This window comes from Stappia taiwanensis, from assembly GCF_014635285.1.
In the GTDB taxonomy this organism is placed as follows: domain Bacteria; phylum Pseudomonadota; class Alphaproteobacteria; order Rhizobiales; family Stappiaceae; genus Stappia; species Stappia taiwanensis.
Window position 1 is genome coordinate 67029 of record NZ_BMCR01000003.1, and the last position, 24343, is coordinate 91371.

Sequence of the window (24343 nt, forward strand, 5' to 3'; positions counted from 1 at the left end):
TACGCTGCGTCAAAATTCCAAGGCAAGACCCGTACCGCAGGTTGTGGTTGGCGGCGGTTGGATTTTGATGTGGCTGTTGCGAATATGCGACAGATGACGGGTGCTTTTGCTGTGAGGCAACCAGAAGAAGTGGAACTGTGTGCCGTCCGGTGAGCGTCTGCGGGCGGCTGGCTTGGGGCCGGGCCGGGCGAGAGTTGATCAGGAAAAGGAAGAACCGTGTTGGAAGTGATGCCGGAACTGCTAGCCGAGGACGCGTTTGCGCCCTATGGGCGGGTGATCGATGCGGATTTCGACCGCAGCCATCTGATCAACGATGGCCGGACGCGGAGGTTTCACGCTCTGGCGAGGGCCGAGCCGGGGGAGGGGGGCGAGGCGATTCTGTCGATCTTCCGCGGCACGCCCTGGCCAGCACCCATCGAGATCCGGATGCTGGAACGTCATCCGCTGGGGGCGCAGGCTTTCGTGCCGATGGAGCGACACCCCTGGCTTGTGGTCGTGGCCGAACGGCCTGAGGCCGCCGCTTGCCGCTGTTTTCTGGCGCGGGGGGATCAGGGCGTGCAGATCGCCCGTGGGGTCTGGCACCATCCGCTGCTCGTGCTGCAGCCGATGCAAGACTTCCTGGTTGTCGACCGGGCGGGGCCGGGTAACAATCTGGAGGAAGTGTTTTTCGTCGACGGAGACTGGGCGCGCATCGCGCCGGTCTGAGTGTTCCGCAGTAGGTGAGCCCGGGCGCGGACGCCGCGCCCGGGAATGCGATCAGGCCGAAACGATCAGAAGGCGAGCTTCGGCAGGAAGGTGGCGACCGACGGCCATAGCCAGATCAGGGCCATGCCGAGGATCTGCAGCCCGATGAAGGGGATCACCCCGCGATAGATCTGACCGGTGGTGATCTCCTTCGGTGCCGCCCCGCGCAGGTAGAACAGGGAGAAGCCGAAGGGCGGGGTCAGGAACGAGGTCTGCAGGTTGATGGCGATCAGGATCGACAGCCAGACCGGATCGTGACCCATCATGATCAGCACCGGGGCGACCAATGGCAGCAGGATCACCGAGATTTCCACGAAATCGAGGAAGAAGCCGAGCACGAAGATCAGCGCCATCACGAACAGAAGCGCCGCTTGCGGTCCGCCGGGCATGTTCGCCAGGAATTCCTCCACCCGCAGATCGCCGCCAAGGCCCCGGAACACCAGGGAGAACACGCTGGCGGTCAGGATCGTGGCGAAGATCATCGCGGTGACGCTCATGGTCGAGGTCATCACCGGCTTGAGCACCCCACCCCGGAAGGTTCGGTGAAGCGCCTGGGCGATGGCGGCGGCGGCAATCAGCACCAGGACGGTGGCCAGCCCGCCGACCAGCCAGTCGACGAGGCCAGCGTCCGAGCGTTGCAGCCGCACCGGGTGAACGCCGATCAGAACGGCAAGAAGGCCAAGCGCGGCGGCGCCGGCGAACACCAGCCGGTTTTCGCCTTTCGACTGGCGCGCGCTGGCCATCAGCAGGGCGCCGATGGCGCCGACCGAGGCAGCTTCGCTCGGGGTGGCGATGCCGCCGAGGATCGAGCCGAGCACGGCCACGATCAGCAGCACCGGCGGCAGGATGGCGGCGGCGATCTCGCGCCGGGCGGGGCGGGTGTCGAGCGCCTTCATCGCCGGTGCGGAAGCGGGGTTCAGCCAGGCCTTGCCAAGCAGGTAGAGAATGTAGATGCCGACGAGGGTGAGGCCCGGCAGCAGCGCCGCGGCGAAGATCTGCCCCACCGAGATGGTGTCGATGGTGAACTTGCCCTCCCGGAACTGGGCCTGCTGATAGGCGTTCGACATCACGTCGGAAAGGATGATCAGCAAGGTGGAGGGCGGGATGATCTGCCCGAGCGTGCCGGAGGTGCAGACGATGCCCGACGCGAGCTTCGGATCGTAGCCGTTGCGCAGCATGGTCGGCAGGGCGATCAGCCCCATGGCGACCACCGTGGCGCCGACGATGCCGGTGGAGGCGGCCAAGAGCGCGCCGACCAGCACCACCGAGATGCCGAGCCCGCCGCGCAAGGGGCCGAACAGCCGGCCGGCGGTTTCCAACAGGTCCTCGGCGATGCGGCTTTTCTCCAGGACGATGCCCATGAAGACGAACAGCGGAATGGCGGTCAGCACCTGATTGGTCATCAGGCCAAAGACGCGCTGGCCAAGGGCGCCGAGCAGGCCCGGGTCGAACTGCCCGGTGGCCCAGCCGGCAAGGGCGAACAGGGTCGCGACGCCGGCGAGGGTGAAGGAAACCGGGTAGCCGATCAGGATGGCGCCGATCAGCGCCGCGAACATCAAGAGGTCAAGGGGCAGGCTCATGCGCCCTCCTTATGGGCGGAAAGACGCGCCAGATCCCGAAACAGGCAGGCAAGCCCCTGGATGGCGACCAGCAGGCAGAAGGCGGGGATCAGGGATTTCAGCAGGAAGGAGGCGGGGATGCCGCCCACCGAGATCGCCCCTTCCAGAACGGACCAGGAATTGCGCACGGACGGGAAGGTGTACCAGGCAAGCACCGCCATCGACGGCAGCAGCAACACGGCGCTTCCGGCCGCGTCGATCATCGCCTGCCGGCGTCGGGACATCTGGGAATAGAAGATATCGACCCGCACATGCCCATCGACCAGCAGCGTGTAGCCGGCGCCCAGCATGAACAGGGCGGAATGCATGTAGAGCACGCCTTCGTTCAGGAAGACGAAGCTGACGCCATAGACATAGCGCAGCAGCACGACCGCGAATTGCAGAAGGATCATGGCAAGGGCCAGCCAGCGCACCAGCGCACCGGTCGCCCGGTTGATGGTGTCCAGCCTGTCGGCGAAGCGGGTGAGCACGGTGCGGGGTCCTCGTGACCTGGCTATCGCGCTGGCGCCCGCTTGGGGGTGCCGCGCCCTGCCAGGAAGGTGGCCGAAGGATCGGAACGACAACGGCGGGCCGGCGCGTGGCCGGCCCGCCGCAGGAGCGCGTTAGTACTTGTAATCCATCGCGCGGGCGTTCATCTGCCCGTTGTCCGCGTAGGTCATGTACTTGGCGATCGAGGCGCGATAGGCGAGGAAGCTCTCGGTGATGCGCTGGACGAGCTCGTCGCTGTCCTCGCGCAGCTCGCCGATGACCTCGCCGGCGGCATTGCCCATGGCCACGATCACGTCGTCCGGCAGCTTCTTCACCTGGACGCCCTGCTCGGCGACGAGCTTCTCCAGCGCAAGCGCGTGCTTGGTGGAATACTCGGTCCAGACCGGATTGTAGAGCGACTCGCAGGCCATCGCCACCGCCTGCTGCAGATCAGCGGGAAGCGCGTCGTAGGCTTCCTTGTTGACGGCGCATTCCTCGGCCGAGGACGGCTCGCCAACACCGGGCCAATAGTAGTTCTTGGCCACCTGGTAGAAGCCGAGCGCCGAATCGCTCCACGGGCCGATGAACTCGCCGGCGTCGAGCGCGCCGGACTGCAGCGCCTGGAACATGTCGCGGCCGCCCATGGCCTGCACGGCCATGCCGAGCTTGGCGCACATTTCCGAGGCAAGGCCAGTGGTGCGGAACCGCAGGCCCTTCAGGTCTTCAGCCGAATTGATCTCGTTGCGGAACCAGCCGGCCCACTGCGGACCGGAGTTGCCGCACAGGAACGGCTTCAGACCGAACCGGCCGTACATTTCGTCATAGAGGGCCTGTCCGCCGCCATGGGCGAGCCAGCCGAACTGCTCGTCAGCGCGCAGGCCGAAGGGCTGCGATCCGAACAACAGGATGCCCTTGGACTTGGAGCCCCAGTAGGAGGGCACCGCGTGGTAGAGCTCGGCGGTGCCTTCGGAAACCGCATCGAAGACGCCGTGGCCGGGCACCAGCTCGCCGGCGGCGAAAAGCTGTACCTCGATCCGCCCGCCGGACAGGGCGGTGATGCGGTCGGCGAGCATCTGCGCGGCGACGCCCGGGCCGGGCAGGTTCTTCGGCCAGGCGGTGACCATCTTCCAGCGCAGCTTGTCCTGGGCGATTGCCGGGGCGGCGAGCGTCGCGCCGGCAGCGGTAGCGGCGGCGCCAGCCGCGGCTTTTTTCAGGAAATCACGTCTTTTCATCGCACGTAGGTCCTCTGGTTGTTGTCGTTGCCAGGAGCCGGGAGCCCCTGCGGCTCCCGGGTGTGCCTGTCCGTCGCTTCCCTCAATTGCCGAGAATGGCGGGCAGGCGCAATCCATTTTCGCGCGCGCAGTCCAGCGCGATGTCATAGCCGGCATCGGCATGGCGCATCACGCCGGTGGCCGGATCGTTCCACAAGACGCGCTCGATCCGGCGGGCCGCATCGTCGCTGCCGTCGCAGCAGATCACCATGCCAGAATGCTGGGAAAAGCCCATCCCCACGCCGCCGCCATGGTGCAGGCTGACCCAGGTCGCGCCGGAGGCGCAGTTGAGCAGGGCGTTCAGCAACGGCCAGTCGGACACTGCGTCGGACCCATCCATCATCGCTTCGGTCTCGCGGTTCGGCGAGGCGACCGAGCCGGAATCGAGATGGTCGCGGCCGATCACGATCGGCGCCTTCAACTCGCCATTGCGGACCATCTCGTTGAACGCAAGGCCCAGCCGGTGACGGTCGCCGAGGCCGACCCAGCAGATGCGCGCCGGCAGACCCTGGAAGGAGATGCGCTCGCGCGCCATGTCCAGCCAGCGGTGCAGGTGGGTGTTGTCGGGCAGCAGCTCCCGGACCTTCTGGTCGGTCTTGTAGATGTCCTCCGGATCGCCGGACAGGGCGGCCCAGCGGAACGGGCCGACGCCGCGGCAGAACAGCGGCCGGATATAGGCCGGCACGAAGCCGGGGAAGGCGAAGGCGTCTTCCAGACCTTCCTCCAGCGCCATCTGGCGGATGTTGTTGCCATAGTCGAGGGTCGGCACACCGGCGTTCCAGAAGGCGACCATGGCTTCCACGTGATCGCGCATTGAGGCGCGCGCGGCCTTCTCCACCGCCTTGGGATCGCTCTCGCGCTTGGCTTCCCACTCGGCCATGGTCCAGCCTTTGGGCAGGTAGCCGTTGATCGGGTCATGGGCGGAGGTCTGGTCGGTGACGATGTCCGGATGTACGCCGCGCCGCACCAGCTCAGGGAACACGTCGGCTGCATTGCCCAGGAGGGCCACGGACTTCGCCTCGCCGGCCTTGGTCCAGCGCTCGATCATCTCCAGCGCCTCGTCGAGCGAATCGGTCTTTTCGTCGACGTAGCGGGTGCGCAGGCGGAAATCGATGGAATCCGGGTTGCACTCCACCGCCAGACAGCAGGCGCCGGCCATGACGGCGGCCAGCGGCTGGGCGCCGCCCATGCCGCCGAGGCCACCGGTCAGGATCCACTTGCCCTTGAGATTGCCCTCGTAGTGCTGGCGGCCGGCCTCCACGAAGGTCTCGTAGGTGCCCTGCACGATGCCCTGGGAGCCGATGTAGATCCACGACCCGGCGGTCATCTGGCCGTACATCATCAGCCCGGCCTTATCGAGCTTGTTGAAATGGTCCCAGTTGGCCCAATGCGGCACGATGTTGGAATTGGCGATCAGGACGCGCGGCGCGTCCTTGTGCGTCTTGAACACGCCCACCGGCTTGCCCGACTGGACCACCAGCGTCTCGTCCGCTTCAAGGTCCTTGAGGGTTGCCGCGATCCGGTCGAAATCGTCCCAGGTGCGGGCCGCCCGGCCGATGCCGCCATAGACGACCAGCTCATGCGGCTTTTCCGCGACATCCGGGTCCAGGTTGTTCATCAGCATCCGCAAGGGGGCTTCGGTCAGCCAGGACTTGGCGGTGATTTCGGTGCCGGTATCAGCCTTGACGATACGGGCATTGTGACGCGGGTTGTTCATCTGGGGTCTCCGGGAGTGACAAGCCGTCCGTCGAGCGCCAGGCGCTCCAGACGGGCAAGCAGGGTTGCAAGGTGGGGGCGCAGGCGCTTGGCCTTGGCCTCGTCATAGGAAAAGGGCAGGGTTTCCTCGCCTAAGTGAGTGGACTGGGCCAGCTCCATCTGGATTGCGTGAACGCCGCTGGCCGGCTGGCCGTAGTGACGGGTGGTCCAGCCGCCCTTGAAGCGGCCGTTGAGAACGCTGCTGTAGCCTTCGGCGCTGGCGCAGGTCTCGACCGTCGCCTGCTCGATCTGCGGATCGCAGGTGGTGCCGCCATTGGTGCCGATGTTGAAATCCGGCAGGGTGCCTTCGAACAGGAACGGAATATGCGAGCGGATCGAATGGCAATCGTAGAGGATTGCCACGCCATGCTGTGCCTTGACCCGTTCGATCTGCGCGGCCAGCGCGGCGTGATAGGGCGCATGAAACTGCGCGGCGCGTTCCTCGATCTCCGCCGCATCGGGGGCGGCGCCCTCGCGCCAGATCGGCGCGCCGTCGAAATCGGTCAGCGGCACCAGCCCGGTGGTGTTCTGGCCCGGATAGAGGCTGACACCGCTCGGGTCGCGGTTGGCATCCACCACATAGCGGTGGAAGGTGGCGCGCACGGTGGTCGCGCCGGCCAGCAGCCCGTCATAGAGCGTGTGGATATGCCAGTCGGTATCGGCAAGCTCCTGTCCGCGCGGGGAAAGCCGCGCGTGCATCGCCTCGGGAACATGGGTGCCCGTGTGCGGCAGCCCGAGGATGATGGGGGAGGTGCCTTCGTGAATCTCGACCGGAATCATGCGTCTTCTCCTTGCGGTGTTCCAAGGCTGGGCAGGATACCGGCCGCGATCGCGGCGGCAAGGCGGCCGTCGGCCACAAGCCTGGAGGCCTGTGCAAGATCGCCGGCCATGTAGCGGTCTTCCTCAAGATGTGGCACGGCGGCGCGAACGGCGGCCATGGCACCGGCCAGCGCCGGGCTGGTGGTGAGCGGCGCGCGGAACTCCACCCCTTGCGTCGCCGTCAGCGCCTCGATGCCGATGATTGCATTGAGATTGTCGGTCATGGAGAGGAGCCGGCGGGCGCCGTGGCAGGCCATCGACACGTGGTCCTCCTGATTGGCGGAGGTGGGCGTCGAATCGACGCTGGCCGGCATCGCCCGTTGTTTGTTCTCCGACATCAGCGCTGCGGAGGTGACCTCGGCGATCATCAGGCCCGAGTTGAGACCCGGCGCCGGGGTCAGGAACGCCGGCAGGCCGAAGCTGAGCGCCGGGTCCACCATCAGGGCGATGCGGCGCTGGGCGATCGCGCCGATCTCGCACACGGCGATGGCGATCTGGTCGGCGGCGAAGGCCACCGGCTCGGCGTGGAAGTTGCCGCCGGAAATCACATCGCCATCGGACAGCACCAGCGGATTGTCGGTGACCGCGTTGGCCTCGCGCCGCAGGGTCTCGCCGGCAGCGCGCAGAAGGTCGAGACAGGCGCCGGCCACCTGCGGCTGGCAGCGGATGCAATAGGGGTCCTGTACCCGCTCGTCGCCTTCCCGGTGGCTTTCGCGGATCTGCGAGCCGTCCATCAGTGCGCGCAAGGTCCGAGCTGCCTCGATCTGCCCCGGCTGGCCGCGCAGGGTGTGGATCTCGGGGCGGAACGGGGCGGCGGAGCCCATCGCCGCGTCGGTCGACAGAGCACCGGTGATCAGCGCCGCGGTGGCCGCACGCCAGGCCTTGAAAAGACCGGCCAGCGCCAGGGCGGTGGAAACCTGGGTGCCGTTGATCAGCCCCAGCCCCTCTTTCGGGCCGAGCACCACGGGCGTCAGTCCGGCGTCTTTGAGGGCTTCGGCGGCGGGGCGGCGCGCGCCATCGTGGAACACCTCGCCCTCGCCGATCATCGCCGCGGCGAGATGGGCGAGCGGAGCAAGGTCGCCCGAGGCGCCGACCGAGCCCTTGGCCGGCACGACCGGGATGATGTCCGCGCCCAGCATGCCGTCGAGCAGGGCAAGCGTTTCCCAGCGCACGCCCGAAGCACCATGGCCGAGCGACAGCAGCTTGATCGCCATCACCAGCCGGACGATCTCCGCCGGCAGCGGCTCGCCGACACCGCAGCAATGGGAGAGAATGAGATTGCGCTGCAGCGTCGCCACATCGCCCGGGGCGATGCGCACGCTCGCCAGCTTGCCGAAGCCGGTGTTGACGCCGTAGACGGGGGTATCGCCGGCGGCGACGTCGCGGATGCGGGCCGCGCTTGCTTCCACGGCGGGGCGTACCGCCGGATCGAGCCGGGCAGAGCCGCCGTGATAGATCGCCTCCAGCTCGGCAAGGCCGACCGCGCCCGGGGTGAGGAGAATGGTCATGGCTTGCCTCCGATCAGGCGTTGATGCAGCGGGTTGAAGCCGATGCGATAGATCAGCTCCGCCGGCTCGGTCACGTTCCAGATCGCCAGATCCGCCTGTTTGCCGGCCTCCAGCGTGCCGAGGCTGCCGGCAAGGCCAAGCGCCCGGGCCGCCTCGCGAGTCGCACCCGCCAGCGCTTCCTCCGGCGTCAGCCGGAACAGGGTCGCGCCCATGTTCATGGTCAGGAGCAGGGACGTCAGCGGCGAGGAGCCGGGATTGCAGTCGGTCGCAAGGGCGATCGGCACGCCGGCGGCCCGCAGCGCCGCAACCGGCGGGTATTGGGTCTCGCGCAAGGTGTAGAAGGCGCCGGGCAGAAGCACGGCGACGGTGCCGGCCCGCGCCATGGCGTCGACCCCGTCCTGACCGAGATATTCAAGGTGATCGGCGGATAGCGCCTTGTGCTCGGCGGCCATGCGCGCGCCGCCGAGATCCGACAGCTGTTCGGCGTGCAGCTTGACCGGCAGACCGAGCGCGGCGGCCCGGTCGAACACCCGCGTCATCTGCTCTGGCGAGAAGGCGATACCCTCGCAGAAGCCGTCGACCGCGTCGATCAGCCCTTCCGCATGGCCGGCGTCCAACCCGGGCAGCACCACCTCATCGAGATAGGCATCGTCCCGGCCCTTGTATTCGGCCGGCGTGGCATGGGCGGCAAGATAGGTGGTGACGACGCGCACCGGCCGGATCTGTCCCAGCCGGCGGGCCACCCGCAGCATCTTCAGCTCATCAGCAATGGTTAGCCCGTAGCCGGACTTGACCTCGATGGTGGCAACGCCCTCGGCGATCAGCGTGTCGAGGCGCGGCAGCGCGTCGGCGAGAAGCGCCTCCTCATCGGCCGCGCGGGTGGCGGTGACGGTGGAGACGATGCCGCCGCCGGCGCGCGCCACCTCCTCATAGGAGGCGCCTTCCAGCCGCATCTCGAATTCGCGGGCGCGGTTGCCGCCGAAGACGATATGGGTGTGGCAGTCGACCAGCGCCGGCGTGATCAGCCGTCCGTCCTGGCCTTGCCGGTCCCAGCCGGCAAAGCGGGCCGGCAGATCGGCGGCGGGGCCGGCATAGGCGATGGTGCCGTCCTCGGCAATGGCGAGGGCGCCATCATCGACAAGGCCATAGGGCTTGTCGCCCACGCACATGGTGGCGATCCGTGCCTTGTCCAGAACGATGCCGGTCATGTTCCTCCCCTCATGCTCTAATCTCCCGAGACGGGCTTGTGCGGCACGCCTCTATATGTCTTTCTATATTTACGATATGTATGTACATAATTGTCAATCGCAAAAATGAGGCGAACATGACACGGCTTTGGGCGGAAACAGCATTGCTGGCGGATGGCTGGCACCGGAATGTGGCGGTGGAAATTACGGCGAATGGCCGGATCGCGGCGGTCGAGACCGGCGTGTCCGAGGCGGATTGCCAGGCAGATCAGCGGCTTGGCATCTTGTTGCCGGCGCCGTCCAATCTGCACTCCCATGCCTTCCAGCGGGCGATGGCCGGTCTCAGCGAGCGGCGCGGGGAAGGGGAAAACGATTCCTTCTGGACCTGGCGCGAGCTGATGTACCGGTTCCTGGCCAGCTACACACCGGAGCGGGTTGAGGCAGTGGCCGCCTTCGTGCAGATGGAAATGCTGGAGGCGGGCTATGCCGCTTCCGCCGAGTTTCACTACCTCCACAACCAGCCGGATGGCGCGGCCTATGCCGACCCGGCTGAGCTGTCCCGGCGCATCGTCGCCGCCGCCGGGACGAGCGGCATCGGCCTGACCCTGCTGCCGGTCTATTACGCCACCGGCGGCATCGACGGCCGGCCGCTGGCGGGCGGCCAGTTGCGCTTCCGCAACGATCTGGACAGTTTTGCCCGCCTGATCGAAGGCGCCTCCTCGGCGGTGGCCTCCCTTGGGCCCGATGCCCGTCTGGGGCTTGCGCCGCATTCGCTGCGGGCGGTGCCGCGCGATGCGCTGACCCATCTGGTGGCGCTGCGGCCCGACGATCCCTTGCACATGCATATCGCCGAACAGACCGCGGAGATCGCCGAGGTCGAGGCCGGCTATGGCGCGCGGCCGGTGCGCTGGCTGCTCGATGCCCATGATGTCGACGGGCGCTGGTGCCTTATTCACTGCACCCATCTCGACACGGGCGAGCGGCGCGATCTGGCGGCGAGCGGCGCGGTGGCCGGCCTATGCCCGATCACCGAATCGAGCCTTGGCGACGGCATCTTCGATGGCGCGCGCTATCTCGCCGATGGCGGGGTGATCGGCATCGGTTCCGATTCGAACATCCGCATTTCGCTCTCCGAGGAGCTGAGGACGCTGGAATACTCCCAGCGGCTGCGCGACCGGCAACGCGCGGTGCTTGCCACCCGCGATCTCTCCTGTGGCCGGCGGCTCTATGACGCGGTGACCGCCGGCGGGGCACAGGCGCTGGGCCGCGATTGCGGGGCGATTGCCACCGGACGGCTCGCGGATCTGGTTGCGCTCGATGCCGGCTCGGTGCATCTGGACGGCTGCGCGGGCGATGAGCTGCTCGATGCGTGGATCTTTGCCGGCGATGACCGGCTGGTCCGCGATGTCTGGGCGGCGGGCCGGCATGTGGTGCGCGAGGGGCGCCACGTGCGCCGTGCGGAAATCGAGAAGGGGTACCGCGACGCGGTGCGCAGCCTGAGGCAGGGTCTTTGAGTGATGTGACGCAAACGGGTACTGGTGCGGCGGCGCAGCCCAACTCCTTTCGCACGATCAAGACGGAGATCCTGCGCCGCATTCGCGACCGGGTCTGGCAGCCGGGGGAATTGATCCCCGGCGAGGAGGATCTGGCGCGCGAGTTCGGCTGCGCCCGGGTGACCGTCAACCGGGCGCTGCGCGAGCTTGCCGATATCGGCATTGTCGAGCGCAAGCGCCGGGTGGGAACCCGGATTGCCGAACATCCCTTGCGCGAGGCCCGGCTGGAAATCCCCGTGGTCCGGACCGAGGTCGAGGCGCGCGGCGCCCAGTACCGGTTCTCCGTACTCAGCCGCGACGAGGTCGAGGTGCCCGAGACCCTGCGCGCCCGGCTGGAATTGCCGCCGGGGGCGCCGGTGTTGCACGTGCGCTGCCTGCATTTCGCTGACAATCGCCCCTGGCAGTTCGAGGATCGCTGGATCAACCTGGCCGCCGTGCCGGACATCGCCGGGCAGAGCTTCGAAACCGTCAGTCCCAATGAATGGCTGGTGCGCAACGCGCCGTTCTCGGAAATGGAGAACGACCTCAGCGCCGCCGGAGCGACCACGGAGGAGGCGGAGATGCTCGGTGTCTCCCGGGGCGATCCGGTCTTCGTGATCGAGCGCGCCACCTGGTTGCTCGACCAGCCGATCACCCTTGTTCGGATGGTGCACCCCTCCAGTTACCGGATGATTTCGCGGGTCTGACCTCCGGCGATGGGGCGTTGTGGCCGCGGATCGCGGGCAGGTTGAGACAACCGCGTTGATCCCTGACCGGATCGGCGGCATAGTCGTTTACATTGTAAACGAATTTCCGGCGTCCGTGGCCTTTGGCCCTGTTGCCGGCAAGACCGCATCCTGGGGAGGAAGCCACATGTCTCGACTGAAAATGCTGCTGATTGCCGCCACCGCGTCGCTCTGCGCCGGTATTGCGCCGGGCCTTGCGCAGGAAGTGACCCTGCGCGTCCATCATTTCCTGCCGGCGCCGGCGCCGGTTCCGAAGAACTTCATCACCCCCTGGGCGGAGAAGGTGATGAAGGAGTCCGATGGCCGGATCAAGGTTGAGGTCTATCCGGCGATGCAGCTTGGCGGCAAGCCGCCGGCTCTGTTCGACCAAGCGCGCGACGGGGTGGTCGACATTGTCTGGACGCTGCCGGGTTACACGCCGGGCCGCTTCCCCGGCACCGAGGCGTTTGAGTTGCCGTTCATGCCGGCCAAGGCCGAGCCCACCAGCCAGGCATTCTGGGACTTTTACGAGAAGTACCTGACGGACGAGTTCAAGGATGTGCATCCGATCGCCGTGCATGTGCACGGCCCCGGCCTTTTGCACGTCAAGGGCGAGGGCGTGTCGAAGCTGGAGGACATGAAGGGGCTGAAGCTGCGTGGCCCGACCCGCCAGACCAATGCGCTGCTCGGAGCGCTCGGCGCCACCTCGGTGGGCATGCCGGTGCCGGCCATGCCCGAGGCGCTGTCCAAGGGCGTGATCGATGGCACGGTGGTGCCCTGGGAAGTGACCACCCCGCTGAAGGTGGCTGAGCTGGTGGACAGCCACACCGATTTCGAGGGTCCGCGCGGGCTCTACACGGCGGCCTTCCTCTTTGCCATGAACAAGGCGAAATACGACAGCCTGCCCGATGACCTGAAGGCGGTGATCGACGCCAACAGCGGCCGCGAGATGTCCAAATGGGTCGGCCGGGTGATGGACGAGGGCGATCAGCCGGGCATTGCTGCCGCCGAAAAAGCCGGCAACACCATCCGCAAGCTGCCGCCGGAGGAAGTCGCGCGCTGGCAGGCAGCGGCCCAGCCGGTGATCGATGCCTGGATCGCCGAGGTGACGGAGAAGGGCTATGACGGCGCGGCGATGGTCGAGGACGCCAAGGCGATGATCGCCAAATACGCCGACGGCAACTGACCCTTAGCGACGCGGGCCGGGGCTGCTTGCAAGCGCCCCGGCCTTTCCGTTCAAAGCGTCCTTCCGCTGACAGAAAAGCGATATGTCATGACAGTCCTGATTGCCGGCGCGGGCATCGCCGGCTTGACCCTGGCGCTCAGCCTGGAACGGATCGGCGTGCCGGTCCGGATCTTCGAAAGCGTTGCCGAAATCCGCCCCCTTGGCGTCGGCATCAACCTGCAACCCCACGCGGTGCGAGAGCTTGACGAACTGGGGCTGCTCGACCGGCTCGACGCCATCGGCCTGAGGACGGCGGAGGTCGCCTATTTCTCCAGCCACGGCCAGCCGATCTGGGCGGAGCCGCGTGGCCGCGCGGCCGGGTATCGGTGGCCGCAATATTCCGTCCATCGCGGCAAGCTGCAGATGATGCTGCTGCAGGCGGTGCGCGAGCGGCTCGGCCCGGATGCTGTACGCTGCGGCGTTTCCGTCACGGGCTGGCGCGAGAATGGCGAGGGCGTCGAGATCGATCTGTCGGGCCGGGACGGCAGCGGCGCAGGGACCGAGCGCGGGGCGCTGTTCATTGCCGCCGATGGCATTCATTCCACCGCCCGCGCCGCGCTCTATCCCGATGAAGGCGCGCCGGCCTGGAGCGGCATCGTCATGTGGCGCGGCGTCACCCGTGGCCCCCGCTTCCTGACCGGGCGCTCGATGGCGATGGCCGGCTGCAAGCCGCGCAAATTTGTCTGCTATCCGATCGAGGACATCACCCTTGAGGATGGCTCGGAAGGCGCGTTGATCAACTGGATCGCCGATCTGAAGCTGCCCGACGACTACCTGTGGCGGCGCGAGGACTGGAACCGGCCCGGTGTGCTCGCCGACTTCCTGCCGCGCTTTGCCGACTGGCATTTCGACTGGCTGGATGTGCCAGCGGTGATCCGGGCGGCCGAGCATGTGTTCGAGTATCCGATGGTCGACCGCGATCCGCTGCCGCGCTGGACCCATGGGCCGATGACCCTGATGGGCGATGCCGCCCATCCCATGTATCCGATTGGTTCCAATGGGGCGAGCCAGGCAATCCTCGATGCCCGGGTATTGACCCGCGAGATCCTGCGCCAGGGCTGCGTCCCGGCGGCGCTTGAGGCCTATGAAGAGGAGCGGCGGCCGGCGACGGGGCGGATCGTGCTCGCCAACCGCGCCGATGGGCCGGACAAGGTGCTCGATGTGGTCGAGGAACGGGCGCCGGACGGTTTCGAGCAGATCGACCAGGTGCTGTCGGCGGAGGAACTGGCCGAAACCGCCGCCGGGTATAAAAAGCTGGCGGGCTTTGATGTGGACGGGCTGAACCAGCGTCCCTCCATCGTGCCCCCGGCCGCCCGGGTCTGAGGGCGGCCCGTGACCGGGGAACTGGACTACGGCTGTCTCAACGATCTCGTCGGGCATCTCTTGCGTCACGCCTTCCTGCGCGGTCATCAGGCCTTCGCCCGCGCCTTTGCCGATGAGGAGATCACGCCGCTCCAGTTCATGGTGCTGGAGCTGGTCGACCGCAATCCCGGCGTTAGTCATCGGGAGGTGGCCCGCGCCATGTCCTGCTCGCCTTCGGTGCTGACTACCGCGCTGAAACCGGTGGTCGGATCGGGCGTGCTGTGTCAGGCGCGGGCAGCCGGGGATCGCCGCAAGGTCGGCTACACCCTGTCGGCGGCGGGCAAGGCGCGTTTTGCGGGCTTGCGCCAGCGGATCGGCGGCGCCGAAGAGATCTTGCTCGACGGCTTGAGCGAGGGGGCGCGGAACGAGCTTCGCCGGGCTCTCCGGCACATCATCGGTCGGCCTGTTGGGGCGGAGGATGTAAAAACCTGAATGCAAAATTCCACTTTATAATTATTCTAAACTATTGTTTTCTTTTATTTTATTTCTTGACACTTAAAGTCATGTATTGTTGGTTCGGTCGCGCGGCGGCACCTGCCGCAGCCTTTGATGCCGGGACCTTGACCCCCGGCGATTGGGGGATGTGATGACCGAACCTGTGCACCTGTCGCCCTGCGGCAACATGGGCGGGGCGGCGGCCGAGCAACTCGTAATCGAGGGGCTGCGTCGCTGGCTCGACGGCTATCGAACCGGCAGCATCGACTGCTGGGAACGGGCCTGGAACCTTTATGCCTGTACGCTCGGGGTCGAACGGGCGCGCGCCACCGTGACCAGCCTGTCCTGCTATGCCCGGGCGCTCAATGCCTGGACCAAGGGCGGGGTCCACATGCTTCCCTATGATTGCCCGCGCCGCTGTCCGCAGGAATGCCTCGCCGTTGCGCTGGTTGCCGCTTCTCAGGCCGGCGATCAGATGGCGGCGGGCGAACTGGCCGATGAGCTTGTCCTCGCCCCCGGCCTGCCGGCGGCGCTTGAGACGGCGGCCGGCTTTGCCGACGCCTTGCGCGGGGCAAGACTTTTCCTGCCACGACGCGATGCGCTGCCCTGCCTGTGGGCCGGGCTGGCCGGCGCCTGCGGGCCCGGCGCCACACGCCACTGACCTTTATTCACCGTAAACGCGACCCATTCACCAACAGACGGGATAGACCAACATGCGCAAGACCTCTTTGATGCTCGCCCTTCTGGCGAGCGTAGCCGCCACGCCGGCCTTCGCCGCCACCGAAGCAACGCCCCAGACCGTTCTCACCACCTATGGCGACATTGCCGAGGCGGCCTATTCGGAGGCCCATGCCACGGCGCTTGACCTTTCCAAGGCGATCGACGCGCTGCTGGCCAACCCGACCGACGAGACGCTGGCCGCTGCCCGCGATGCCTGGCGCGCGGCGCGCCGCCCCTATCAGCAGACCGAGGTCTATCGCTTCGGCAATGCGCTGGTCGACGATTGGGAAGGCAAGGTCAACGCCTGGCCGCTCGATGAGGGGCTGATCGACTATGTGGACGCCAGCTACGGTACGGACTCGCCGGAAAACGCCTTCTACACCGCCAATGTCATCGCCAATGCCAAGCTGACCGTGAACGGTCAGGAGATCGATGCGACCGAGATCACGGCCGAGCTTTTGGCCGAGACGCTTCAGGAAGCCGGCGAGATCGAGGCCAATGTTGCCACCGGCTATCATGCCATTGAATTCCTGCTCTGGGGTCAGGATCTGAACGGCACGGAGAAGGGCGCGGGCAATCGTCCGGCCAGCGATTTCGACACCGCCAACTGCACCGGCGGCAATTGCGACCGGCGGGCGGCCTATCTGAAGGCGGCGACCGCGCTGCTGCTGGCCGATCTCGACGAGATGAAGACCGCCTGGAGCGCCGACGGTGCGGCCCGCAAGGAGCTGGCGGAGAAGGGCGAGGCCGGCGGCCTTGCCACCATCCTCACCGGCATGGGCTCGCTCTCCTATGGCGAATTGGCCGGCGAGCGGATGAAGCTCGGCCTGATGCTGCACGACCCGGAGGAGGAGCATGACTGCTTTTCCGACAACACCCACATGTCCCATCTCGATGATGTGATCGGCATCCGCAATGTCTGGTTCGGCACCTACAAGGGCTTTGCCGGCGCGGCGGTGGAAGGGGCGTCCCTGCGCGATCTGGTGGCGGCGAAGAACCCGGAGCTGGCGGCGGAGATGACCGCGAAGCTCGATGCCTCCCTGGCCGCCTTCGAGGCGCTGCGCACCCGCGCCGAGACGGTGGAAGCCTATGACCAGATGATTGGCGAGGGCAACGCGGAGGGCAATGCCCTGGTCGAGGCGGCGGTGCAGTCGCTGATCGACCAGACCCGCTCGATCGAGCGCGTGGTGTCCGAACTCGGTCTTGAGCAGATCGCCTTCGAAGGCTCGGACAGCCTCGATAATCCGAACGCGGTCTTCCACTAAGCCGGTTTGAACAAGGGGCGGCGGGTGTACGGGCTCCCGCCGCCCGGTTTGCGCGTTGGGGCTTGGCCCCAGGAGGGACGCGCCACGGGACAGCGAAGATGATGACACTGATGAAGCTCGGGACGGCTGGCTGTGTGCTGACCGCCTCCCTGACCGCTGCTGCTGCGGCGCCTCTCTCCCTCGATCACCGCGACGACCTGAGCGACGCTGACAAGGCGAAGGTGGAACGGGTGCTGGCCGACCCGCAAGCCGATGATCTGGCCGAGCGCTTCGAGGAGATGAGCGGCGGTGCCGCCACCTCGCGCAAGAAGCTGAACGCCAATGCGTTCTCGCACCCTTCGGCCAATCTGTCCTTCGAGGATCAGCAGCGGTTCGCGGTCGGCAATGGCCTGTTTCGCAAGTTCTGGGTTTCCTCGCCGGCCTCCACCCGCGCCTCCGATGGGCTGGGGCCGCTCTACAATGCCCGCTCCTGTCAGGGCTGCCACCTGAAGGACGGGCGCGGGCATCCGCCGGCGCCGGGCGAAGAGCCGGTTGCCCTGTTCCTGCGCCTCTCAGTGCCGCCGACCACCGAGGCGGAGAAGGCGGCGCTTGCCAATCGCGACGCGCTGGTCATTCCCGAGCCGGTCTATGGCACCCAGTTCCAGACCTATGCGGTGCCGGGATTGTCGGCGGAAGGCCGGATGAAGGTCAGCTACACGGACAAGCCGGTCACCCTTGGCGATGGCACGGTGGTGACCTTGCGGGACCCGGTCTACACCATGACCGATCTCGGCTACGGGCCGATGCGGGACGATGTGCTGATCTCGCCGCGCGTTGCGCCGCAGATGCTCGGCCTGGGTCTGCTGGAGGCGATCCATCCCGGCGATATTCTGTCTCGGGCCGATCCGGAGGATGTGGATGGCGACGGGATTTCCGGCAAGCCGAGCTGGGTCCGCAAGGCGCCGGGCGGCGAGCTTGTGCTCGGACGCTTCGGCTGGAAGGCTTCGGAGCCGACGGTTCGGTCGCAATCGGCGGGCGCCTTCGCCGGCGACATCGGCATTTCCTCGCCCGATCGTCCGGACCCTTATGGCGACTGTACGGCGCGCCAGACCGACTGTCGGCGGATGCCCACCGGTGAGCAGGCCAATCTCGGTCCCACCGAGGCACCCGATCCGGTGATGGAACTGGTGGATTTCTACTCGCGCAATCTGGCGGTGCCGCGCCGGCGCGATGTGGACGATCCGCAGGTGCTGAAGGGCAAGGCGGTGTTCCGCGCGCTTTCCTGCAACGGCTGCCATGTGCCGAAATACGTCACCTCCCGCAAGGCGGCGATCGCCGCTCATCGGTTCCAGCTGATCTGGCCCTATACCGATCTTCTGCTGCACGATATGGGCGAGGGTCTGGCCGACAACCGCCCGGCGGGCGATGCCACTGGCCGGGAATGGCGCACCCCGCCGCTCTGGGGCATCGGCCTCACCGAACTGGTCAGCGGGCAGGAAAGCTACCTGCATGACGGCCGCGCGCGCACGCTGGAGGAAGCGATTCTCTGGCATGGCGGCGAGGCCGAGACCGCCCGCAACGGCTATGCAGCGCTGGACAAGGCGGACCGGGAGGCGCTCATTCGCTTCCTCAAGTCGCTCTAGCGATGCGGTGCGATTGGATCAGACGGCAGGGAACGGGGCGAAGATGACAGGCGTGATCACGACACTGAGGAACTGGGCGTGGGCGTTCGCGGTGGCGGGGCTTGCCGCCGGGTTTGGCGCCACGCCCGTCCTGGCGCAGGAGCCGCCCATCGACTACGGCCGGTTCGTTCCGGCGCTTGTTGAGGACTATGCGCTGCCGACGGCGCGGGATCTGCGCGACCGGCTGCAGGAGCTTGAGGGCGATGTCGCCCGGCTGTGTGCCCGGCCGGAAGAGGTCGGCGATGCGGGCGAGGCGACCAGCGCCTTCGCCGATGGCTTTGCCGCCGTGGTCGCCGCCCATGGTCGGCTCGCCGTCTCCCGCTTCGGCGCGCTGGCCGATGCCTCGGCGCTGGAGCGGCTTGCCTTCGTTCCCGATCCGCGCGGCGTCCTGCGCCGGCAGGTGACCCGGCTTCTGGCGAAGGAAGACCCGAGCGCTCTGACAGCGGCGACGCTGAAGGACAAGAGCGTGGCCCTGCAAGGGCTCACCGCGCTGGAGTGGATCGCGTTCTCGCCCGATGGCGCGGTGGTGCTCGGTACCGAACAGCCCGACCGCGCCTATCGCTGCGCCTATGCCGGCGCGCTTGTTGCCGGTCTCATCGCCACGGCAAATGAGGTGGGGCGCGGCTATGCCTCGCCCTCCGGCCAGACCGCGCTGCTGCTGTCGCCGGGGCCGGATAACCGGCTCGCGGCCACACCGAAAGAGGCGGCGGAGGTTGCCTTCAAGGCATTGATGACCGGGCTGGCGCTGATGAAGGATCAGGTGCTGGAACGGGTTCTGGAGCCCGGCCCGGCGAACGGCCGGGCGGCGCGGGCACCGTTTGCGCGATCGCGCAATGCGGTGCGTCATCTGTCCGCCGGGATCGAGGGGCTTGCCTTGGCCATCACTGCCGCCGGTTATCCGGAAGGGGCGGAAGGCGCCAGATGGATCGGCAACAGCCTGCAGTTTGAGACCGCGAATGCTCGAGCCGCGCTGGCCGCCGTTCCCGCCGATCTCGGCGCGGGCCTTGCCGACCCTGAGGCACGTGCCCGGCTGGTTTATGTGAACACCATCCTGTCGGGCCTGCGCGGCACGCTCGCCGGAGAACTGGCGGGGCATCTGGCGCTCAAGGGAGGCTTTAATGCGCTCGACGGTGATTGACCGGCGGGCCTTCCTGACCGGCTGTGCCGCTGCGCTGGCCGCCGCCGCACCAAACGTTCCCCGCGCCCGGGCGGAGGATGCGCTGGCCGGTCTTGCCGGGTCGGACGACCCCTTGTTCGTGGCCGCAAGGCGTGGCTCCGATGGGAGTTACGCGCTTGCGGTGACGAGCCCGGAAGGGATCGACGTGCTTACCATCCCGCTGCCCGGGCGCGGCCATGATGTGGCGCTGTGCCCGGCAACCGGGCGCTGTCTCGTCTTTGCCCGGCGTCCGGGCACCTTCGCCGTGCTGTTCGATCCGCTGGGCCGCGCCGGTCCGGTCACGTTCCAGGCGGAAGCGGGCCGCCACTTCTACGGGCATGGCGCCTTTTCGCCGGATGGCCGTCTGGTCTTTGCCACAGAGAACGATTTCGCCGCCGCGCGCGGCATCATCGGCGTTTATGACGTCAGCGGCGCTTTCCCGCAGCGCCTGGGCGAATTCGCCAGCGGCGGGGTCGGCCCGCATGACATCCTGCCGATGCCCGATGGCAAGACGCTGGTGGTTGCCAATGGCGGCATCGAGACCCATCCGGAGCGCGGGCGAGACAAGCTCAATCTTGCCACCATGCGCCCGAACGTGGCGCTGATCGACCGGGAGGACGGCGCGCTGCTGGCGCGATTCGAGCTTGATGCGGAGCTGCATCAGCTCTCCCTCCGGCATATGACGGTGAGCGCTGGTGGCACGGTGTGGATTGGCGCCCAGCATCAGGGCGCGGCAACCGAGACGCCGGCGCTGCTCGCCGCGCTCGACCCCGAAAAGGGCCTGCGCCTGCACGATGTCGCGCCGAGGCTGCGCGGCAAGCTGGAGAACTATGTCGGGTCGGTGGCACTCAACCGAGAGGAAAGTGTCGTCGCCGCCTCCTGCCCGCGCGCCGGGCGGATGCTGTATTTCGCTACCGCCGATGGCCGGTTCCTGGGCAGTCAGACGCGGGCCGATGTCTGCGGCGTGGCGCCGCTCGACGACGCCGGTTTTCTGCTCTCGGACGGGGAGGGCGGGCTGCTGCAGAGCGATGCGCCGGACACTGCGCCGCTGTTGCTGGCCAGCCGGGCAGGCATCTCCTGGGACAATCACATGATCGCCATTTCCCCGCGCTGACTGGCCCCTTGCGGGCCCTGGGTGGGGAAAACGGAGGGTTGTGGACGACGCGCCTTGATCATTTTGACGAGGCATTGAAAGATACCCCCTTTCCTGCGGACGCGCCAAATAAGGCGCGCCGTGGGGCAATCCAGAGGGGAGTTCTTCCAGATGCGTTTCCAACGTTCCCTGTTGGCGGCCGCGCTGTCCACAGCGCTTGCCCTGCCGATGACCATGCCGTTTACCCAGGCCGAAGCGGCGACGCCGCCGAACATGTTGGTGATCGCCAACCGCATCGACGACATCGTGTCGCTCGATCCGCATGAGATGTTCGAATTCGCCGGCACCGACTATGCCAACAACGTATACGACACGTTGGTGGTGTTCGACCCGGCGGATCTGTCCTCCGGCTACCAGCCCGGCCTTGCCGAAAGCTGGTCCGTGTCCGAGGACGGCAAGACCTTCACCTTCAAGATGCGCTCCGGCATTTCGTTCCATTCTGGCAATCCGGTCACGGCGAAGGATGCGGAGTATTCCCTGCGCCGGGTGGTTGCGCTGGAAAAGACCCCGTCCTTCATTCTCACCCAATTCGGCTTCAACAAGGAAAACATGGCCGAGACGATCCGGGCGACCGATGACGGGACGCTGGTGATCACCACGGACAAGAAATACGCCCCCTCCTTCGTGCTCAACTGCTTCACCGCAGCGGTTGCCTCCATTGTCGATAGCAAGACCGTGCAGGAGCATGAAAAGGATGGCGACTGGGGCAATGAATGGCTGCGCACCAACTCGGCCGGCTCCGGCGCCTACAAGCTGATCAACTGGAAGCCGAACGAGAGCTATTCGCTGCAGGCGGCCGGCGACTACTGGCGCGGCGACGTGGCGATGCAGCGGGTGATCGTGCGCCATATCGCCGAATCCTCGGCTCAGCGCCTGTTGCTGGAAAAGGGCGATGTCGATGTGGCCCGCAACCTTTCGCCGGAAGATGTCGCGGGACTTTCCTCCGATGAGAACGTGAAGGTCGAGGACACCCTGCGCGGCCGGATCATGTACATTTCCATGAACCAGAAGGACCCGGTGCTGTCGAAGCCGAAGGTGGTCGAGGCGCTGAAATACCTCATCGACTACAAGGGGATGGAAGGCTCCTTCCTGAAGGGTCAGTACACGGTGCATCAGGCCTTCCTGCCGCTGACCTACATGGGAGAGCTGAAGGATCAGCCCTACAGCTTCGATGTGGACAAGGCCAAGGCGCTGCTGGCGGAAGCGGGTGAGGGCGACGGCTTCGAGGTCGAACTCATCGTCCGCAATGCGCAGGAGCGGGTGGAGATCGCCCAGTCGCTGCAGAACACTTTTGCCCAGGCCGGCATCACCGCGACGATCACCCAAGGAACCGGCAAGCAGATCCTCGGCAAGTATCGTTCGCGCGATTTCCAGATCTACGTCGGCGCCTGGGGGCCGGATTATCCCGATCCGCACACCAACGCCGATACATTTGCGAACAACCCGGACAATTCGGATGAAGCCCAACTGACCGGCAAGCTGGCCTGGCGCAACGCCTGGGACATTCCGGAGATGACCAGGCGGACCGATGCGGCGGTGCAGGAAACTGATGCCAAGGTCCGGGCGCAGATGTATGTGGACATCCAGAAGGACTTCCAGAAGGTCGCGCCCTTTGCGCCGATGTTTCAGAAGGTCGAGCAGAACGTGATGCGGGCGAATGTCAACGGCTTCAATCCGGGCGCCGCGATCACGGCGGTGTTCTACTGGCCGGTGACCAAGTAAGCCGCCAGGATCATGACAGACACGCTGGGAACGGCAGGACGGCGGCGGGGCGCGACCCCGCCGCTGTTCAAGCTGGCACGGGCGCTGGCAGCGACGCTGCTTTCGGTCCTGCTGACGATCATCGGTCTCTTGTTCGTGACCTTCCTGATCGGCCGGGTCATGCCGGTCGATCCGGTGCTGGCGATCGTCGGCGAACGGGCCAGCCAGGAGATGTACGAGGCCGCCTACCGCTCGCTCGGCCTCGACCAGCCGCTCTATGTCCAGTTCTGGATCTTTCTGAAATCCGTCGCCGTCGGCGATTTCGGCATGTCGACGCTGACCGCTCGCCCGGTGGCGGAGGATGTGCTGCGCGTCTTTCCCGCAACGCTGGAACTGGCGACGCTGGCGACGATCATCGGCGTGTGTTTCGGCGTGCCGATGGGGGTGATCTCCGCCGTGCATGAGGGCCGCTGGCCGGACCATCTGGTGCGGCTGTTCGGGCTGTTCGGCTATTCCATGCCGGTGTTCTGGATCGGCCTCATGGGCCTTCTCGTCTTTTACGGTATTCTCGGCTGGGTCGGCGGGCCGGGCCGGCTCGACATCTATTACGAGGACATCATTCCGCCGGTCACCGGCATGATCCTGATCGACAGCCTGATCGCCGGGGACATGACCATCTTCTGGAACGCGGTCAGCCACATCATCCTGCCTGCGTCGATCCTCGGCTATTACTCGCTCGCCTATATCTCGCGGATGACCCGCTCCTTCATGCTGGAGCAGCTCAGCCAGGAATACATCACCACCGCCCGGGTCAAGGGGCTGTCCGAGCGCGCCGTGATCTGGCGCCACGCGCTGGGCAATGTGATGATCCCGCTGATCACCGTGGTGGCGCTGTCCTATGCGACCTTGCTGGAAGGATCGGTCTTGACCGAAGTGATCTTCGCCTGGCCGGGCATTGGCCAATACATCACCAACGCGCTGCTCTCCGCCGATCTCAACGCCGTGCTCGGCGGCACGGTGGTGGTGGGGCTGGTGTTCATCCTGCTCAATCTCCTGTCCGATCTTCTCTACAAGATCGTCGATCCGAGGGCGCGATGATGCGGGCGCCGGACACCCAAATCACTCGCCCGGGCCTCAGGGCCTGGCTCAACAGCGATGCTCCTGCCTCCCGTTTCCAGGCGCGGATGATTCAGCTCTATCTCGGCTGGTTGAAGCTGCGCGGCAATCCGCTGGCGCTGATCGGCTTTCTGATCATCGTCGCGCTGGTGCTGATGGCGATCTTTGCGCCATGGCTGGCAACAGCGGAGCCCTCGGCCCAGGATCTGGGGCAACGCCTGCTGCCGCCCGGCAGTGCCGGCCATCTGCTCGGCACGGACGAACTTGGCCGGGACATCTGGAGCCGCATTGTCTACGGCTCGCGCATCACCTTGATGATCGTCACGCTGGTGGCGGTCACCGCGCCGGTCTTCGGGCTCTTGGTCGGCACACTTGCCGGCTATATCGGCGGCTGGGTGGATGAGGTGCTGATGCGGGTGACCGACATCTTCCTCGCCTTTCCCAAGCTGATTCTGGCGTTGGCCTTCGTCGCCGCGCTCGGCGCCGGCATCGAGAACGCCATTCTGGCGATCTCGCTCACCGCCTGGCCACCCTATGCGCGCATCGCCCGGGCGGAAACCCTGACCATCCGCAATGCGGACTACATCGCCGCCATTAGCCTGCAAGGGGCCGGCGCGCTGCACATCATCACCCGGCATGTGTGGCCCATGTGCCTGTCCTCGCTGATCGTGCGGGTGACGCTGGACATGGCCGGTATCATCCTGACGGCGGCCGGACTGGGGTTTCTCGGTCTCGGCGCTCAGCCGCCGATGCCGGAATGGGGCGCGATGATTTCCGCCGGACGCAAGTTCGTGCTTGACCAGTGGTGGGTCGCCACCATGCCCGGCCTTGCCATCTTCACTGTTTCGCTCGGGTTCAACCTGCTTGGTGACGGTCTGCGCGACATCCTCGATCCCAAGAAGTCGAAATCGTGAGGCCGCG

The 24343-nt window shown here is 66.6% G+C and carries 21 protein-coding genes; 14 read left to right on the plus strand and 7 right to left on the minus strand.

All coding sequences use genetic code 11. From position 1 onward, the window contains the following. Positions 1-228 precede the first annotated feature (228 nt). Positions 229-705, plus strand: a complete 477-nt coding sequence (locus IEV83_RS07685; protein WP_181760897.1) for an ureidoglycolate lyase — start codon at positions 229-231, stop codon at positions 703-705. Between the two features lie 65 nt (positions 706-770). Here IEV83_RS07685 and IEV83_RS07690 read toward each other — a convergent pair whose 3' ends face one another. The 7 genes from IEV83_RS07690 to hutI all read right to left on the minus strand — a co-directional run bounded on the left by IEV83_RS07690 (position 771) and on the right by hutI (position 9392). Next, on the minus strand, positions 771-2324 hold the full coding sequence (locus IEV83_RS07690) for a TRAP transporter large permease (RefSeq protein ID WP_181760828.1): 1554 nt from the start codon (positions 2322-2324) through the stop codon (positions 771-773). Beyond that, positions 2321-2833 carry a TRAP transporter small permease subunit gene (locus IEV83_RS07695; RefSeq protein ID WP_244628108.1) on the minus strand — a complete coding sequence of 171 codons (513 nt, stop codon included), beginning with the start codon at positions 2831-2833 and terminating at the stop codon, positions 2321-2323. The genes IEV83_RS07690 and IEV83_RS07695 overlap by 4 nt, the downstream gene beginning before the upstream one ends. Positions 2834-2965: 132 nt before the next feature. Next, complete coding sequence (locus IEV83_RS07700; protein WP_181760827.1) at positions 2966-4063, minus strand: TRAP transporter substrate-binding protein; 1098 nt, start codon at positions 4061-4063, stop codon at positions 2966-2968. An 82-nt stretch (positions 4064-4145) separates the two neighbouring features. Beyond that, the gene (gene hutU, locus IEV83_RS07705) at positions 4146-5819 is read right to left on the minus strand and encodes a urocanate hydratase (RefSeq protein WP_181760826.1); all 1674 of its coding nucleotides are present in this window, start codon (positions 5817-5819) and stop codon (positions 4146-4148) included. Further along, entirely contained in the window at positions 5816-6637 is an 822-nt protein-coding gene (gene hutG / locus IEV83_RS07710) for an N-formylglutamate deformylase (RefSeq protein WP_181760825.1), read from the minus strand. The genes hutU and hutG overlap by 4 nt, the downstream gene beginning before the upstream one ends. Further along, positions 6634-8184 (minus strand): histidine ammonia-lyase, encoded by a 1551-nt coding sequence (gene hutH, locus IEV83_RS07715; RefSeq protein ID WP_181760824.1) that lies wholly within the window; start codon positions 8182-8184, stop codon positions 6634-6636. The genes hutG and hutH overlap by 4 nt, the downstream gene beginning before the upstream one ends. Further along, positions 8181-9392, minus strand: coding sequence for an imidazolonepropionase (hutI, locus tag IEV83_RS07720; RefSeq protein WP_181760823.1), 1212 nt, complete (start codon positions 9390-9392; stop codon positions 8181-8183). The genes hutH and hutI overlap by 4 nt, the downstream gene beginning before the upstream one ends. Before the next feature lie 116 nt (positions 9393-9508). Here hutI and IEV83_RS07725 point away from each other — a divergent pair, with 116 nt between their 5' ends. From IEV83_RS07725 to IEV83_RS07785, 13 genes are all read left to right on the plus strand, one after another. After that, on the plus strand, positions 9509-10885 hold the full coding sequence (locus tag IEV83_RS07725; RefSeq protein ID WP_181760822.1) for a formimidoylglutamate deiminase: 1377 nt from the start codon (positions 9509-9511) through the stop codon (positions 10883-10885). Positions 10886-10890: 5 nt separating this feature from the next. Further along, complete coding sequence (gene hutC, locus IEV83_RS07730) at positions 10891-11610, plus strand: histidine utilization transcriptional repressor HutC (RefSeq protein ID WP_181760895.1); 720 nt, start codon at positions 10891-10893, stop codon at positions 11608-11610. Positions 11611-11776: 166 nt separating this feature from the next. Beyond that, the gene (locus IEV83_RS07735) at positions 11777-12814 is read left to right on the plus strand and encodes a TRAP transporter substrate-binding protein (protein ID WP_181760821.1); all 1038 of its coding nucleotides are present in this window, start codon (positions 11777-11779) and stop codon (positions 12812-12814) included. 87 nt (positions 12815-12901) lie between these two features. Continuing rightward, positions 12902-14176 carry a flavin-dependent oxidoreductase gene (locus tag IEV83_RS07740; RefSeq protein ID WP_181760820.1) on the plus strand — a complete coding sequence of 425 codons (1275 nt, stop codon included), beginning with the start codon at positions 12902-12904 and terminating at the stop codon, positions 14174-14176. A 9-nt stretch (positions 14177-14185) separates the two neighbouring features. Beyond that, entirely contained in the window at positions 14186-14647 is a 462-nt protein-coding gene (locus IEV83_RS07745; protein ID WP_181760819.1) for a MarR family winged helix-turn-helix transcriptional regulator, read from the plus strand. A 154-nt stretch (positions 14648-14801) separates the two neighbouring features. Further along, a complete protein-coding gene (locus tag IEV83_RS07750; RefSeq protein ID WP_181760818.1) occupies positions 14802-15311 on the plus strand; it encodes a hypothetical protein in 510 nt (169 codons plus the stop codon). A gap of 52 nt (positions 15312-15363) precedes the next feature. Beyond that, positions 15364-16635, plus strand: a complete 1272-nt coding sequence (locus tag IEV83_RS07755; RefSeq protein WP_181760817.1) for an imelysin family protein — start codon at positions 15364-15366, stop codon at positions 16633-16635. Between the two features lie 98 nt (positions 16636-16733). Beyond that, on the plus strand, positions 16734-18257 hold the full coding sequence (locus IEV83_RS07760; protein WP_181760816.1) for a di-heme oxidoreductase family protein: 1524 nt from the start codon (positions 16734-16736) through the stop codon (positions 18255-18257). Positions 18258-18300: 43 nt separating this feature from the next. Beyond that, a complete protein-coding gene (locus IEV83_RS07765) occupies positions 18301-19434 on the plus strand; it encodes an imelysin family protein (RefSeq protein ID WP_181760815.1) in 1134 nt (377 codons plus the stop codon). Next, complete coding sequence (locus IEV83_RS07770; RefSeq protein WP_181760814.1) at positions 19415-20566, plus strand: DUF1513 domain-containing protein; 1152 nt, start codon at positions 19415-19417, stop codon at positions 20564-20566. The genes IEV83_RS07765 and IEV83_RS07770 overlap by 20 nt, the downstream gene beginning before the upstream one ends. Before the next feature lie 150 nt (positions 20567-20716). After that, positions 20717-22327 (plus strand): ABC transporter substrate-binding protein, encoded by a 1611-nt coding sequence (locus tag IEV83_RS07775; protein ID WP_181760813.1) that lies wholly within the window; start codon positions 20717-20719, stop codon positions 22325-22327. A 12-nt stretch (positions 22328-22339) separates the two neighbouring features. Continuing rightward, on the plus strand, positions 22340-23404 hold the full coding sequence (locus IEV83_RS07780) for an ABC transporter permease (RefSeq protein ID WP_181760812.1): 1065 nt from the start codon (positions 22340-22342) through the stop codon (positions 23402-23404). Then, complete coding sequence (locus tag IEV83_RS07785; RefSeq protein ID WP_181760894.1) at positions 23404-24336, plus strand: ABC transporter permease; 933 nt, start codon at positions 23404-23406, stop codon at positions 24334-24336. Before IEV83_RS07780 ends, IEV83_RS07785 begins: the two co-directional genes overlap by 1 nt. The last annotated feature ends 7 nt before the right edge of the window (positions 24337-24343 follow it).